The sequence below is a fragment of the Streptomyces sp. NPDC096013 genome (genome assembly GCF_044763565.1).
In the GTDB taxonomy this organism is placed as follows: Bacteria; Actinomycetota; Actinomycetes; order Streptomycetales; family Streptomycetaceae; genus Streptomyces.
Window position 1 is genome coordinate 24792 of record NZ_JBIWGK010000007.1, and the last position, 14661, is coordinate 39452.

The following is a 14661-nucleotide window of genomic DNA, read 5'->3' on the forward strand; positions in this document are numbered from 1 at the left end:
ACGCTCGGCAGCGTGACCGAAACCATCACTTCCCGCACCGTCCGATCCCCGGCGGCGGCACCCGTGCTCAGCGGCCTCGGACTGTTCACGGTGCTGCTGGCCGCGGCGCTGCCCCTCATCGACTTCTTCATCGTGAACGTGGCCCTGCCGACCATCGGCAAGGACCTCTCGGCGAGCGAGGCCGTCCTCGAACTCGTCGTCGCCGGGTACGGGGTCGCGTACGCCGTGCTGCTCGTCCTCGGCGGCCGGCTCGGCGACCTGTTCGGCCGGCGGCGGCTGTTCCTGGGCGGGATGGCCGCGTTCGGGCTGACCTCGCTGGCGTGCGGGCTCGCGCCCACCGCCTGGACGCTGGTCGCCGCGCGGATCGCCCAGGGCGCCGCGTCCGCGGCGATGCTCCCGCAGGTCCTCGCCACCATCCAGGCCACCACGCAGGGCCCGCGCCGCGCCAAGGCGATGGGCCTGTACGGCGCGACCGCCGGGCTCGCCATGGTGGCGGGCCAGATCCTCGGCGGGGTCCTGGTGGCCGCCGACATCGCCGGTACCGGCTGGCGCGCGGTGTTCCTGGTGAACGTGCCAGTCGTCATCGTCGGCCTGTTCCTGGCCGCGAAGGTGGTGCCGGAGACGCGCTCCCAGCACCCGGAGCCGGTGGACGTGCCCGGCACCTTCCTCCTCGCCGCGTCCCTGCTGGCGCTGCTGGTCCCGCTGACCGAGGGCCGGGCCGCGGGCTGGCCGCTGTGGACCTGGCTGTCGCTGGCCGCGTTCCCCGGGCTGGCGTCGGCGTTCTACGCGGTGGAGCGCAGGGCCGACCGGCAGGGGCTGACGCCGCTGGTGCCGCCGAGTCTGCTGGCGCTGACCTCGCTGCGGCGCGGGCTGGTGATGATCGTGCCGTTCGCGATCGGCTTCAGCGGGTTCATGTTCGTGATCGCGGTGGCGCTACAGAGCGGCGCGGGTCTCGGCCCGGTCGCGGCGGGTCTCGCGCTGGTCCCGCTGGCGGTGACCTTCTTCCTCGCCTCGCTCGCCGGGCCGCGCCTGGTGAACCGGTACGGCACCCGGGTCGTGACCGCCGGTTCGGTCATCCAGGCGGTGGGCCTGGGCCTGATCGTGCTGGCCGTGTGGCGCTCCTGGCCGCACCTCGGCTTCGTCGAACTGCTCCCCGGCGCGGCCGTCGCCGGTGCCGGTCAGGCGCTCCAACTCCCCATCATCTTCCGCATCATCCTGTCCGAGGTGCCGACGGCCCGGGCCGGTGTGGGCGCCGGCGTGATGGTCACCACCCAGCAGTCCGCGCTGGCCCTGGGCGTGGCCACCCTGGGCACCCTCTTCCTCTCCCTGGTCCCGGGGATGGGCATGCGGGACGCCCTGGCGATCACGCTGTCGGCGCAGCTGGCGGGGGTCGTACTGACCGGCCTGCTGAGCCTGCGGCTGCCGCGCACGATCGGCTGACCCGGCGGACGACATCCCGGACACCATCCGGGATGTCATGCTCACAGCTTGGACAACTCGGCGTGAATTGAGCCCTGTTGATGTTGATAGTGCTGCACACTCCTTGCCGGACACTCCTGAACGGAGGCGAGGCGCATGTTGCAGATCAACACGAGCAAAGTGAGCCGCTGGGACCAGCACGGGCGGGAACATGTCGTCCGCGTGCAGCGCAAGGGAGCGCAGCGCACGATCGTGTGCGACACCTGCGGCTGGAAGAAGAGCGCGCAGTTCCTGCCCTGGCTGAAGGCGGAGGAGCATCTGGCCGAGGAGCACCAGGCGACGGTTGACCCGTCCGCCGACTGACCGGGGCGATGAGTTCGCGAGGCGAGGAGAGTCGTATCCGATACGACTCCCCGGACCGGAAGGCCGACCCATGAGCTCTCTCCACGACACCCTGCGGCGACGCGTCGACGACGGCACCGTGCCGGGCGCGGTGGGCCTGGTGGCCCGCGGCGACGATGTCGAGGTGGTCGCCGTCGGCTCCGTCGACGCCGAGGGCACCGCCCCGATGGCCCGCGACTCGATCTTCCGGATCGCGTCGGTCAGCAAGCCGGTCACGGCGGCGGCGGTGCTGGCGCTGGTCGAGGACGGGCGGCTCGCGCTGGACGCCCCGGTGGAGGAGTGGCTGCCGGAGCTGGCGAAGCCGACGGTGGCCCGTACGCCGTCCTCGCCGGTCGACGACGTGGTCCCGGCGGAGCGTCCGGTCACGGTCGAGGACCTGCTGAGCTTCCGGGCCGGATGGGGCTTCCCCGACGACTTCCTCCTGCCGGCCGTGCAGGCGCTGCTCGCGTTCCAGAAGGACGGCCGCGCGCCCTACCTCCAGCCGGGCCCCGACGAGTGGCTGGCCGCGCTGGCCCGGCTCCCGATGGTGCGTCAGCCGGGTGCCGCGTGGCTGTACAACACCTGCTCGGACATCCAGGGCGTCCTGGTCGCCCGCGCCTCGGGCTCGTCCTTCCCCGACTTCCTGGCGGAGCGGTTCTTCGGGCCGCTGGGCATGACGGACACGGGTTTCGCGGTGCCGGAGCCGAAGCGATCCCGCTTCACCACCGCCTACACCCCGGGCGAACTGGGCGCCCTGGAGCGGGCCGACACCCCGGACGGCGGCTTCAGCCGTCCCCCGGCCTTCCCCTCGGGCGCGGGCGGCCTGGTCTCCACGGCCGACGACCTGCTGGCCTTCTTCCGCATGCTCGGCGCCGGCGGCACCTCACCGGACGGCACCCAGGTCCTCTCCCCCACCTCGGTGAGCCACATGACCACCAACCACCTCACCGCAGCCCAGCGCGAGGCGTCCGCCCTCTTCCTGGAGGGCCAGGGCTGGGGCTACGGCGGCCAGGTCGACGTCGATCCGATCGACCCGTGGAACGTCCCAGGGCGCTACGGCTGGGTCGGCGGCACCGGCACCGCGGCCCACGTCCTGCCGCCCACGGGCACGGTGACGGTCCTGCTGACCCAGGTCGCGATGACCAGCCCGACGCCGACGGCGCTGATGCGGGAGTTCTGGGCGTCCGCGGCGGGGCACTGACCTCTCGGCTCGCCGACGCGGCCGACCGGCATCAGCATGGATGGGCGTGCTCAGCCGAACGCCCCTCCGCACGAGAGGAGTCCCCGTGAACGTCGCACTCCGCGCTCGCGGCACTCGTACGCTCGCCGCCGGTGCCCTGAGTCTCGCCCTGCTGTCGGCCGGGACCGTGAGCGCCTTCGCCGCGTCCCCGAGTCCGAGCGCCATGGGCTCGATCACCGTCAAGGCCGACAAGAGCACGGTCAAGGCCGGAGACAAGGTGACCTTCATCGGCCGTACGAAAGGCCTGAAGGTCGGCACCAAGCTGGTGCTCCAGCACGAGAAGTCCGGGAAGTGGAACGCGCTCAACGCGTCCACCACGGTCAAGAACGGCAGCAGCTACTCGCTCACCGCGAAGCTCAACACCAAGGGCCAGGAACACCTGCGGATCGCGGCCGGGACGACGTACTCCCCGACCGTCACCGTCAAGGTCGACTGACCGGCACCGGCGGTCAGTTGCGCAGCCCGCGCACCAGCAGCTCCACCAGCGCCGCGAAATCCGCGTCCGCGCCGGGCTTCTGCCACTCCCGCGCGTAGGACGGGTCGTGGAAGCGGTTGGCGGCCTGGAAGACGGCGCGGGCGGCGACGGCCGGGTCGGTGGCCGTGAAGACACCGCTGTCGATGCCCGCGCCGATGATCGCGGTGAGCTGGCCGGTGAGTTCGTCGAGGTGCTCGTCGACCACCTCGCCCGCCTCCGTGACGAGCACCATGTACGCGGCGAACATGTCGGGATCGTCGCCCGCCTTGCGCCGCTTGGCCTCGAAGAGGCCCGCCAGCCAGGCACGGAGGCGGGCCTCGGGGTCGCGGTCCTCGGCCGTGAAGCGGGACAGGCGCTCCGACGTCCGGTCGAGCCAGCGCTTGGTGACCGCCTCGCGCAGCGCCGCCTTGGTGCGGAAGTGCCGGTAGACGGTGCCATGGCTGACGCCGAGCGCGCGGGCCACGTCCACCACGGTGGCCTTCGCCGGGCCGTGGCGGCGCAGCACCTCCTCGGTCACTTCGAGGATGCGCTCGGCGGTCAGGGCCTGGGTGGTCGGTGCCATGCCCTAGACGGTACCCGCAGGCTGGATCACTGTTCGGTGCCCAGATGTGCCATCTGCACGGCCGGGTAGCGGGTGCCGGCCGCCGCTCCCTCCGGTACCGCCTCCTCGATCGCCGCCAGGTCGGCCGCGTCCAGCGTGACGTCCAGCGCGCCCAGCGACTCGCTCAGCCGCTCGCGGGTGCGGGCGCCGATCAGGGGCACGATGTCCGTGCCGCGCGAGAGGACCCAGGCGATGGCGATCTGCGCGACCGTCACGCCCTTCTCCTCGGCGATCTTCCGCAGCGCCTCGACGAGTTCGAGGTTGTGGCGGAGGTTGTCGCCCTGGAAGCGGGGCGAGAGGGCGCGGAAGTCCGTCGCCCCGAGCTGCCGGTCCTGCGTGAAGTGGCCGGAGATCAGACCGCGGGAGAGCACGCCGTACGCGGTGACGCCGATGCCCAGTTCGCGGGTGGTCGGCAGGATCTCCCGCTCGATGTCGCGGGTGATGATCGCGTACTCGATCTGGAGGTCGGAGATCGGCGCGGTGGCCGCGGCCCGGCGGATGGCGTCGGCGCTCGCCTCGCTGAGGCCGATGTGCCGGACGTACCCCTGCTCGACCAGTTCGGCGATCGCGCCGACGGTCTCCTCGATCGGTACGCCGGGGTCGACCCGGGCGATCCGGTACACGTCGATGTGGTCGACGCCGAGGCGCTGGAGGGAGTACGCGGCGAAGTTCTTCACGGCGGCGGGCCGGCCGTCGTAGCCGGACCAGCCGCCGGCCGGGTCGCGCAGGGCCCCGAACTTCACGCTGGTGAGCGCCTGTTCGCGGCGGGCGGCGGGGGCGGTGCGCAGGGCCTCGCCGATCAGCATCTCGTTGTGGCCCATGGCGTAGAAGTCGCCGGTGTCGAGGAGCGTCACGCCCGCTTCGAGGGCCGCGTGGATGGTGGCGATGGACTCGGTGCGGTCGGCCTCGCCGTAGAGCGCGGACATGCCCATGCAGCCGAGGCCGAGGGCGGAGACCTGGGGGCCGGTGGTGCCGAGAGTGCGTGTGGGGATCGTCATGCGTCCACCTTGGCATGACAGCTGACAGATTTCAATATCTGTCATTCCATACTTGTCAGCGCCACCCGGCGCCGCACGTGCCGACCCGCCCCCACCTGTCGACCCGTCCCGCACCGACGCGATCAATTGGTACAGACCTCTTGACGAAAGGTCTGGACCACGAGCACTGTCATGTCTACGACGCACGACACCTCACCGCACCCCCACCGGGAGGCCTCGCATGCTCCGTCGCCTTGTCACCGCCGCCCTCACGGCGGCCACCCTGCTCGTCCCCCTCTCGATCGCCACCGCCCCCACGGCGTCCGCGGCCGACACCTGCGCCGTCAAGTCCCGCCCGGCGGGCAAGGTCCTCCAGGGCTACTGGGAGAACTGGGACGGCTCCTCCAACGGCGTTCATCCGCCCTTCGGCTGGACCCCGATCACCGACTCCCGTATCGCCGCGCACGGCTACAACGTGATCAACGCGGCCTTCCCGGTCATCCGGTCCGACGGAACGGCCCTGTGGGAGGACGGCATGGACACGGGCGTGAAGGTGGCCACGCCCGCCGAGATGTGCGCGGCGAAGGCCTCCGGCCAGACGATCCTGATGTCGATCGGCGGCGCGGCGGCGGGCATCGACCTCAACTCCACCGCTGTGGCGGACAAGTTCGTCGCGACGATCGTGCCGATCCTGAAGAAGTACAACTTCGACGGCATCGACATCGACATCGAGACGGGCCTGGTGGGCAGCGGCAGCATCAGCCAACTCTCCACGTCCCAGGCCAACTTGATCCGCATCATCGATGGCATCCTGGCCCAAATGCCGTCGAACTTCGGCCTGACGATGGCCCCGGAGACGGCGTACGTCACCGGCGGGAGCATCACCTACGGCTCGATCTGGGGCGCGTATCTCCCGATCGTGAAGAAGTACGCGGACAACGGCCGCCTGTGGTGGCTCAACATGCAGTACTACAACGGCAGCATGTACGGCTGCTCCGGCGACTCGTACTCGGCCGGCACCGTCGCGGGCTTCACCGCCCAGACCGACTGCCTCAACAAGGGCCTTGTCGTGCAGGGTACGACGATCAAGGTCCCCTACGACAAGCAGGTCCCGGGCCTGCCGGCCCAATCGGGCGCGGGCGGCGGCTACATGACACCGTCCCTGGTCTCCCAGGCCTGGAAGCACTACGGCACGAGCCTCAAGGGCCTGATGACCTGGTCCATCAACTGGGACGGCTCGAAGAACTGGACGTTCGGCGACAACGTGAAGGCCCTGCAAGGGCGTTGAGGGCAGCGCACAAAAAACTGCGGGCGGGCCGATCGACTCGGCCCGCCCGCAGTCCCGTTCAGACCCTAGGCACCCACGAGGCGCCCGGCGAGGTAGCCCTCGATCTGGTCGAGAGAGACCCGCTCCTGCTTCATCGAGTCGCGCTCGCGCACCGTCACCGCGTTGTCCTCGAGCGTGTCGAAGTCGACGGTCACGCAGTACGGCGTGCCGATCTCGTCCTGACGGCGGTAACGACGGCCGATCGCACCCGCGTCGTCGAACTCGATGTTCCAGTTCTGCCGCAGCGCGGCGGCGAGGCCCTTGGCCTTCGGCGACAGCTCCGGGTTCCGGGACAGCGGAAGCACCGCGACCTTCACCGGGGCGAGGCGGTGGTCGAGCCGCAGCACGGTCCGCTTCTCCAACTTGCCCTTGGCGTTGGGCGCTTCGTCCTCGACGTACGCGTCGAGCAGGAACGCCAGCATCGCCCGGCCGACACCGGCCGCCGGCTCGATGACGTACGGCGTCCAGCGCTCCTGGGCCTCCTGGTCGAAGAAGAAGAGGTCCTGGCCGGAGGCCTTGGAGTGGGCGGTCAGGTCGTAGTCGGTGCGGTTGGCCACACCCTCCAGCTCGCCCCACTCGTTGCCGCCGAACTGGAAGCGGTACTCGATGTCAGCGGTGCGCTTGGAGTAGTGGGAGAGCTTCTCCTTGGGGTGGTCGTACCACCGCATGTTCTCCTCGCGCAGGCCCAGGCCGGTGTACCAGTTCCAGCGCTCCTGCATCCAGTACTCCTGCCACTTCTCGTCCTCGCCCGGCTTGACGAAGAACTCCATCTCCATCTGCTCGAACTCGCGGGTCCGGAAGATGAAGTTGCCGGGCGTGATCTCGTTGCGGAAGGACTTGCCCATCTGCGCGATGCCGAACGGCGGCTTCTTGCGCGAAGTGGTCTGCACCTGACCGAAGTTGGTGAAGATGCCCTGGGCGGTCTCGGGGCGCAGGTAGGCAATGGAGCCGGTGTCCTGCGTCGGGCCGAGGTGGGTGGAGAGCAGGCCGGAGAACTGCTTGGGCTCGGTGAACTGGCCCTTGTTGCCGCAGTTGGGGCAGTTGATGTCGGCCAGGCCGTTCTCGGGGAGGCGGCCGTGCTTGGCCTCGTACGCCTCTTCCAGGTGGTCCGCGCGGAACCGCTTGTGGCACGCGGTGCACTCGGTGAGCGGGTCCGAGAAAGTGGCGACGTGGCCGGAGGCGACCCAGACCTCGGGCGCCAGGATGACGGACGAGTCGATACCGACCACGTCCTCGCGCGACGTCACCATGTAGCGCCACCACTGGCGCTTCAGGTTCTCCTTGAGCTCGACACCCAGCGGTCCGTAGTCCCAGGCGGCCTTCTGGCCGCCGTAGATCTCACTACAAGGGAAAACGAAGCCACGGCGCTTGCTCAGGCTGACGATGGTGTCGATCTTGTCGGCGGCCACGGTGCTCTCTTCATGACGAATGGACAGGCAGCGAATGCTTCAGGTTACCGGCGCCTCCCTGCCCCGTATCAAATCGGTTCCCTACCCTGGGCTTGTTGACAACGGTTTCCATCTCAGTTGAAAATGACTGTCATGAACGTACGACGACGCCACATATCCGGGATCGCCATCGCCGCGGCCACCGCCCTCGGTCTCGGGACCCTCTCCGCCTGCTCCGACAGCGCGTCCGCGGCCAACACGGACAAGTTCGACGTCGTCGCGGCGTTCTACCCCTTGCAGTACCTCGCCGAGCAGATCGGCGGCGACCACGTGCACGTCACCAGCCTGACGAAGCCCGGCCAGGAACCGCACGACCTGGAGATCAGCGCGCAGCAGACCGCCGCGCTCGGGGAGTCCGACGCGGTGCTCTACCTCAAGAACCTCCAGCCCGCCGTCGACGACGCGGTGAGCCAGTCCGAGGTCAAGACGAAGATCGACGCCGCCTCCCTCACCACGCTGGAGAAGCACGGCAACGAGGTCGGCGGCCACGCGGCCACGCACGACACCTCGAAGAACGACGAGCTGGCCGGCCTCGACCCGCACATCTGGCTCGACCCGGTGCGCTACGCCCAGGTCGCCGAGGGCGTCGGCAAGGCCTTCGAGAAGGCCGACCCGAAGAACGCGGCCGACTACCGGACGCGCACCGCGGCCCTGGTCAAGAGACTCGACGCGCTCAACACCGAGTTCAGGACCGGCCTCGCGGACACCGGCACCAAGGTGTTCATCACCACCCATGCCGCCTTCGGCTACCTCGCCGAGCGCTACGGCCTCACCGAGGAGGCCATCAACGGCCTCGACCCCGAGTCGGAGCCCAGTGCCGCACGCGTGAAGAACCTTGAGAAGATGGCCAAGGCCGACGGCGTCACCACGGTGTTCTACGAGACGCTCGTCAGCGACAAGACCGCGAAGACCATCGCCGCCGACGCGCACCTGAAGACGGACGTCCTCGACCCGATCGAGGGCATCACCGACAAGTCCCGCGGCACGGACTACTTCTCGGTCCAGCAGGCCAACCTCAAGGCCCTCCAGAAGGCCCTGGGAAGTAAATGACCAGCACGGAGGACGAGTTGATGAGCGACTTGATGAGCGAACCCGTCATATCGCTGCGCGGAGTCCGCGCCGAGCTGGGCTCGCGCCCCGTCCTGCGCGGCATCGACCTCACCGTGCGCCGCGGTGAGGTGGTCGCGCTGCTCGGCGCCAACGGCTCCGGCAAGTCGACCGCGATCCGCACGATCATCGGCCAAGTCCCGCTCAGCGGCGGCGAGATCGAGCTGTTCGGCACCCCGCGCCGCGCCTTCAAGGAGTGGCGGCGCGTGGGCTACGTACCGCAGCGCACGACGGCCGCGGGCGGCGTCCCCGCCACCGTCACCGAGATCGTCGCCTCCGGCCGCCTCTCCCGCGCCCGCTTCGGCCTGCTCCGCAAGGCGGACCACGAGGCCGTACGGCACGCCCTGGAGCTGGTCGGCATGGCGGACCGCGCCAAGGACTCCGTCAACGCGCTCTCCGGCGGCCAGCACCAGCGCGTGCTGATCGCCCGCGCGCTCGCCGCCGAACCCGAACTCCTGATCATGGACGAGCCGATGGCGGGCGTGGACCTGGCCAGCCAGAAGGTGCTGGCCGACACTCTCACTCGCCAAGTCGCCGAAGGCGCGACGGTGCTGCTCGTCCTGCACGAACTCGGCCCGCTGGAGCCGCTGATCGACCGCGCCGTCGTCCTGCGCGACGGCTGCGTCCAGCACGACGGCCCGCCGCCGCGCGCGCTCGGCCAGCACGCCCTGCCCGGCCACGACCACGTACACCCGCACTCGGCGGACGCCGAACCGATCCGCACGGGACTGCTGAGCTGATGGACCTCCTCGACTACGCCTTCATGCAGCGGGCGCTCATCGCCGCCGTCCTCGTCGGCATCACCGCCCCCGCGATCGGCATCTACCTCGTCCAGCGCCGCCAGCCCCTCATGGGCGACGGCATCGGCCACGTCGCGATGACCGGCGTCGGCCTCGGCTTCCTGCTGAACGCCTCCCCGGTGTGGATGGCCACCGCCGTCTCCGCCCTCGGCTCGGTCCTGATGGAACTGATCCGCTGGTACGGCAAGACCCGCGGCGACATCGCCCTCGCGATGCTCTTCTACGGCGGCATGGCGGGCGGCGTGATGTTCGTCAACCTCGCGCCGGGCGGCTCGAACGCCAACCTGAACTCGTATCTCTTCGGCTCCCTCTCCACCGTCTCGCAGTCCGACGTGACGGCGATCGGCATCCTCGCCGCCTTCGTGATCGTCGTCACCCTCGGCCTGCGGCGGCAGCTGTTCGCCGTGAACCACGACGAGGAGTTCGCCCGGGTCACCGGCCTGCCCGTACGCGCCCTGAACCTGCTGACGGCGGTCACCGCGGCCGTCACCGTCACCGTCGCGATGCGCGTCGTGGGCCTGATCCTGGTCTCCGCGCTGATGGTGGTGCCGGTCGCCGCCGCACAGCAGCTCACCCGCAGCTTCGGGGCGACCCTCGCCATCGCGGGCGTCATCGGCGTGACCGTGACGGTCAGCGGCACCGTCATCTCGTACTACCAGGACGTCCCGCCCGGCGCGACGATCGTGCTCCTGACGATCGCCGCGTTCATCGCGCTCACCGCGCTGGCGACCCCGCTGGCCCGGCGCCGGGCCCGGGCCGCGGCCGCCGCGCGACCCGCGGGGGACCCGCTGGAGTGCGCGATTCCGGCCACACGGGGGGCCGCCGACGAGGTCGGCGTCTGACCACGCACAGCCCGGGCTGGCACAATGGCCCGGCACAGTGCAGACGTGAGGAGGCAACGGTGACGACGGCCGGCCCGCCCGTTAAGGGACGATCCACCCGCCAGCGCGCCGCCGTGTCGGCGGCACTCAATGAGGTGGACGAGTTCCGCAGTGCCCAGGAACTCCACGACATGCTCAAGCACAAGGGTGACTCGGTCGGCCTGACCACGGTCTACCGCACCCTCCAGTCCCTCGCCGACGCCGGCGAGGTCGACGTCCTGCGCACCTCGGAGGGCGAGTCGGTGTACCGGCGCTGCTCCACGGGCGACCATCACCACCACCTGGTGTGCCGGGTGTGCGGCAAGGCGGTGGAGGTGGAGGGTCCCGCCGTCGAGAAGTGGGCGGAGGCCATCGCCGCGGAGCACGGCTACGTGAACGTGGCGCACACGGTGGAGATCTTCGGCACCTGTGCGGAGTGCGCCGCGGGGTGACCGGTTGTCGTGCGGGTGGGCCGAAGTGGCCGTCCCTGGGGGCTGCCGCCCCCAGGCCCCCCGCTTCGGCCTGAACGGCCTCGTCCTCAAACGCCGGACAGGCTAGAGGGAAGAGCCGCCTCGCATGTTCTTCTCCATCTCCAGCAGCTTCTCGTTCGGGACCGCGCCGCCGAACCTCCGGTCGCGCTGGGCGAATTCGACGCAGGCGCGCCACAGGTCGCGGCGGTCGAAGTCCGGCCACAGGACGTCCTGGAAGACCATCTCGGCGTAAGCGCTCTGCCAGATCAGGTAGTTGGAGGTGCGCTGCTCACCGCTGGGGCGCAGGAAGAGGTCGACCTCGGGCATGTCCGGGTAGTACATGTACTTGGCGAAGGTCTTCTCGTCGACCTTGGCCGGGTCGAGCCGGCCCGCCTGCACGTCCTCGGCCAACGCCTTCGCCGCGTCGGCGATTTCGGCCCGGCCGCCGTAGTTCATGCAGAAGTACAGGGTGAGGGCGTCGTTGTTCTTGGTCTGCTCCTGCGCGACCTGCAACTCCTTGGCGACCGACCGCCACAGCTTGGGCATACGGCCCACCCACCGCACCCGGATGCCGAGTTCGTCGAGGGTGTCGCGGGTCTTGCGGATGAAGTCGCGGTTGAAGTTCATGAGGAAGCGCACCTCGTCGGGCGACCGCTTCCAGTTCTCGGTGGAGAAGGCGTACAGCGAGATCGCGCCGACCCCCATCTCGACACCGCCCTGGAGCACGTCCAGCACCCGCTCGGCGCCGACCTTGTGGCCCTCGGTGCGGGGCAGCCCGCGCTCCTTCGCCCACCGGCCGTTCCCGTCCATGACGATCGCCACGTGCTTGGGGATCAGCTCACCCGGCAGCTTCGGCGCGGTGGCCCCCGACGGGTGCGGCTCCGGCGCCGTGTACTCGCGCCGCTGGCGCCCCAGAATCCCGCGTACGGCCATGTGCTTCTCGCTCCTCTTGCCTCTTGCTGTCTCTCACGACGTGCTACGACTTCTCGACGTACCGCAGCGAGCGCAGTCCGCGCTCCAGATGCCAGTGCAGATAGGCGGACACCAGTCCGCTCCCCTCCCGCACATGCCGCGCCTCGCACGCGTCCGCCGTCTCCCAGTCTCCCGTAAGCAGCGCACCGAGGAGTTCCAGGGCCTGCGGTGAGGGTACGACGCTCCCGGCCACCCGGCAGTCCACGCAGACGACCCCGCCCGACGCCACCGAGAAGAACCGGTTCGGACCGGGCATCCCGCACTTCGCGCAGTCTCCGAAGCTTGGCGCGTAGCCGTTGACGGCGAGGGAACGCAGCAGGAACGCGTCGAGGATGAGATGCGGGGCGTGCTCGCCACCGGCCAGCGTCCGCAGCCCGCCCACCAGCAGCAGATACTGCTGCACGGCGGGCTCGCCCTCGTGGTCGGTGAACCGCTCGGCGGTCTCCAGCATCGCGGTGCCGGCGGTGTACCGCGCGTAGTCGGCGACGATCCCGCCACCGTACGGAGCGATGGTCTCACTCTGGGTGCACAACGGCAGTCCGCGGCCGATGAGTTCGCTGCCCCGCGCGAAGAACTGGACGTCCACGTGCGAGAACGGCTCCAGCCGTGCCCCGAACTTCGACTTGGTCCGCCGCACCCCGCGCGCCACCGCGCGTACCCGCCCGTGACCCCGGGTGAGCAGCGTGATGATCCGGTCCGCCTCACCCAGCTTCTGGGTGCGCAGCACGATGCCGTCGTCGCGGAACAGACTCATGACGCCCATTGTCCCCTACGGCTCCACGGCCCTACGACGCGTCGGGGCATCCGGGACATGTCAGGGGACCTCACCGCGGCTTCGGGCGTTCGCATAGGCGGTCGCCGCGCTCAGCCGCTCGGCCGGGGTCGCGTCCCGCAGGGCGGCCGGCTCGACGTCCCACTCCCGCCCGCCGCCGTACGGGCGGAGCTGAACATAAGGCCCCTCATGTCCCATGACGATGCCCACGCGTCCGGTACGGGTGTCCATGGCGACCGATCCGACCGACGGTTTCATCGCTCTCCTCGCACCCGAATCCGCAATTCCATCAAGGTGTCCTTCGCCTCCGGCCAGTGTGCCCACACCTGGCTCCCCTCACTTTTCGAGTTTCACGCTTCTTCACTTCACGACCCCTATTCGCCCCTACACTCGGCAGGAGTCTGTCGACCGCAAGGGGCCACAAGTGCGGTGCGCGGCAAGGGTGTTGGTGTTGGCCAACGGTTCACGGCGGGCAGCCCGGAAGAGATATCGACACTGTTCGAACAGGCCATTCGGAAATCACGAACAATCCCGTCCAACCGGTTTGACGGGATTCCGAAATCGGGCGCCACTTTTTCGGGCACCGGCGCATAAACACACGCCGAGTCCCGTCACTGTTCGTCCACGAGGTCCGCATGGGCGACGAACACCCGCTCCACGAAAGGTTCTTGACGTGAGGGCCCTGGCGGGCGGCCACGGCGAGCCACCACGCGGGCGTCCTGCTCCAGGGGTGCCTACGAACGGGCTGCGCCACCGCCCGGCGCGTGCACCCGGGGTTCCGGGGTGGGGCTCACCGCCGGCTCCGGGTCCGGCCGGGAGTCCGGTTCCGTCGCCTCCCACAGGACGTTGAAGCGGTTGATGCGTTCCTCGACGTGTTCGTGGGTCATCTTCAGGGTCGTCTTGGCGGGCATGACGCGGATGTCGGGCTCGGTCTCGTAGCAGAGTTCGCCGTCGAAGACGATGAAGTCGTTCAGCGAGTTCATCTGGGCGGTGGGTTCGAGGAGGGCGCGGACCGCGATACGCGCGTCGATGCCGAACTTCCGGTGCCTTTCGCAGAGTTGGCGGAGGCTGCCGGTGACCTCCGACTCCTCGTCGACGAGGAACACCCGCCGGATCTCCACCCGGCGGGACTTGATGGCCGTCTCCTGGGCGGCGAGATAGCGCCGGGCGGGCTCGCTGGACCAGAAGTCGCGGTCGACGGACGTGCTGGTGGCGTAGAGGGTGCGCTTGACGCACTTGGTGAGGTCGATCAGCCACTCATGGTTCTCGCCGGGGCAGTCCGCCGTGCCGTTGCCGAGGCTCTCCATCAGGAGTGCCAGTCGGCCCAGCTCCTCCTCGGCGAAGGCCTTGACGATGTCCGCGCCCTGCTCGCCCACTTTTGTGTAGCCCAGCACCAGCCGGGTCACCTCGTCGGAGCGCAGCACCGAGCCGTCGACCTTGCTGTACAGCTCCGTCGCGGCGTTGATCTTCGCGAAGCTCTCGTCGACCGCCGCACGCATCTCGGTGTGGTGGCTGGACAGGCTGTCCTTCATGTCCCGCATGCGCCGCTTCTGGCTCTCCTGGACGGCCTCCAGCCGCTCCCCGAAGTCCACGAGCAACTGCACGATCAGCGTCGCGCAGCCGAGGACGATGGACATCGTCCACTGCCACAGGTCGCCGTCGTTCTCGTTGAGGACGTTGGTCACGAAGAACGCGGCCACTCCCGCTAAGACGGCGAACCCCGTCCTGATGAACAGCCTCGAGCCGCGCTGGACCTGGCCCTGCTGTGGAACGGCCCCTGGTCCCGCCCCTGTTGTCGTCACTCCGTTCATG

16 protein-coding genes are annotated in these 14661 nt (G+C 69.6%); 9 read left to right on the forward strand and 7 right to left on the reverse strand.

The window, feature by feature from the left end:
* Nucleotides 1–12: 12 nt before the first annotated feature.
* From ACIRB1_RS23660 to ACIRB1_RS23675, 4 genes are all read left to right on the forward strand, one after another.
* A complete protein-coding gene (locus ACIRB1_RS23660; RefSeq protein WP_403466865.1) occupies nt 13–1440 on the forward strand; it encodes an MFS transporter in 1428 nt (475 codons plus the stop codon).
* A 135-nt stretch (nt 1441–1575) separates the two neighbouring features.
* Nucleotides 1576–1782 carry a hypothetical protein gene (locus ACIRB1_RS23665; protein WP_043676622.1) on the forward strand — a complete coding sequence of 69 codons (207 nt, stop codon included), beginning with the start codon at nt 1576–1578 and terminating at the stop codon, nt 1780–1782.
* A 70-nt stretch (nt 1783–1852) separates the two neighbouring features.
* Complete coding sequence (locus ACIRB1_RS23670) at nt 1853–3001, forward strand: serine hydrolase domain-containing protein (protein WP_403466866.1); 1149 nt, start codon at nt 1853–1855, stop codon at nt 2999–3001.
* A gap of 85 nt (nt 3002–3086) precedes the next feature.
* A complete protein-coding gene (locus tag ACIRB1_RS23675; protein ID WP_403466867.1) occupies nt 3087–3476 on the forward strand; it encodes a hypothetical protein in 390 nt (129 codons plus the stop codon).
* 13 nt (nt 3477–3489) lie between these two features.
* Here the strand turns inward: ACIRB1_RS23675 and ACIRB1_RS23680 are convergent, their stop codons facing one another.
* On the reverse strand, nt 3490–4077 hold the full coding sequence (locus tag ACIRB1_RS23680; protein ID WP_403466868.1) for a TetR family transcriptional regulator: 588 nt from the start codon (nt 4075–4077) through the stop codon (nt 3490–3492).
* Between the two features lie 26 nt (nt 4078–4103).
* Nucleotides 4104–5114 (reverse strand): aldo/keto reductase, encoded by a 1011-nt coding sequence (locus tag ACIRB1_RS23685; RefSeq protein WP_403466869.1) that lies wholly within the window; start codon nt 5112–5114, stop codon nt 4104–4106.
* A 220-nt stretch (nt 5115–5334) separates the two neighbouring features.
* Here ACIRB1_RS23685 and ACIRB1_RS23690 point away from each other — a divergent pair, with 220 nt between their 5' ends.
* On the forward strand, nt 5335–6381 hold the full coding sequence (locus ACIRB1_RS23690; protein WP_403466870.1) for a chitinase: 1047 nt from the start codon (nt 5335–5337) through the stop codon (nt 6379–6381).
* A gap of 65 nt (nt 6382–6446) precedes the next feature.
* Here the strand turns inward: ACIRB1_RS23690 and ACIRB1_RS23695 are convergent, their stop codons facing one another.
* Nucleotides 6447–7829: a glycine--tRNA ligase gene (locus ACIRB1_RS23695; protein ID WP_328831557.1), complete on the reverse strand. Its 1383-nt coding sequence runs from the start codon at nt 7827–7829 to the stop codon at nt 6447–6449.
* A gap of 132 nt (nt 7830–7961) precedes the next feature.
* On the opposite strand from ACIRB1_RS23695, the gene ACIRB1_RS23700 reads away from it, so the two are divergent.
* From ACIRB1_RS23700 to ACIRB1_RS23715, 4 genes are read left to right on the forward strand one after another with little or no spacing between them, the layout of a single operon-like run.
* Nucleotides 7962–8918 (forward strand): metal ABC transporter substrate-binding protein, encoded by a 957-nt coding sequence (locus tag ACIRB1_RS23700; RefSeq protein ID WP_403466872.1) that lies wholly within the window; start codon nt 7962–7964, stop codon nt 8916–8918.
* The gene (locus ACIRB1_RS23705; protein WP_384286449.1) at nt 8915–9715 is read left to right on the forward strand and encodes a metal ABC transporter ATP-binding protein; all 801 of its coding nucleotides are present in this window, start codon (nt 8915–8917) and stop codon (nt 9713–9715) included. Before ACIRB1_RS23700 ends, ACIRB1_RS23705 begins: the two co-directional genes overlap by 4 nt.
* Nucleotides 9715–10617: a metal ABC transporter permease gene (locus tag ACIRB1_RS23710; RefSeq protein ID WP_403466873.1), complete on the forward strand. Its 903-nt coding sequence runs from the start codon at nt 9715–9717 to the stop codon at nt 10615–10617. Before ACIRB1_RS23705 ends, ACIRB1_RS23710 begins: the two co-directional genes overlap by 1 nt.
* Nucleotides 10618–10676: 59 nt before the next feature.
* The gene (locus ACIRB1_RS23715) at nt 10677–11087 is read left to right on the forward strand and encodes a Fur family transcriptional regulator (protein WP_200686659.1); all 411 of its coding nucleotides are present in this window, start codon (nt 10677–10679) and stop codon (nt 11085–11087) included.
* Nucleotides 11088–11189: 102 nt separating this feature from the next.
* Here ACIRB1_RS23715 and ACIRB1_RS23720 read toward each other — a convergent pair whose 3' ends face one another.
* From ACIRB1_RS23720 to ACIRB1_RS23735, 4 genes are all read right to left on the reverse strand, one after another.
* Nucleotides 11190–12038, reverse strand: a complete 849-nt coding sequence (locus ACIRB1_RS23720) for an isoprenyl transferase (protein WP_352182711.1) — start codon at nt 12036–12038, stop codon at nt 11190–11192.
* Nucleotides 12039–12081: 43 nt separating this feature from the next.
* The gene (recO, locus tag ACIRB1_RS23725) at nt 12082–12831 is read right to left on the reverse strand and encodes a DNA repair protein RecO (protein ID WP_328831552.1); all 750 of its coding nucleotides are present in this window, start codon (nt 12829–12831) and stop codon (nt 12082–12084) included.
* Nucleotides 12832–12891: 60 nt separating this feature from the next.
* Nucleotides 12892–13107 (reverse strand): hypothetical protein, encoded by a 216-nt coding sequence (locus ACIRB1_RS23730; protein WP_352182710.1) that lies wholly within the window; start codon nt 13105–13107, stop codon nt 12892–12894.
* Between the two features lie 476 nt (nt 13108–13583).
* Nucleotides 13584–14660 (reverse strand): hypothetical protein, encoded by a 1077-nt coding sequence (locus ACIRB1_RS23735; protein ID WP_403466874.1) that lies wholly within the window; start codon nt 14658–14660, stop codon nt 13584–13586.
* Nucleotide 14661 lies beyond the last annotated feature (1 nt).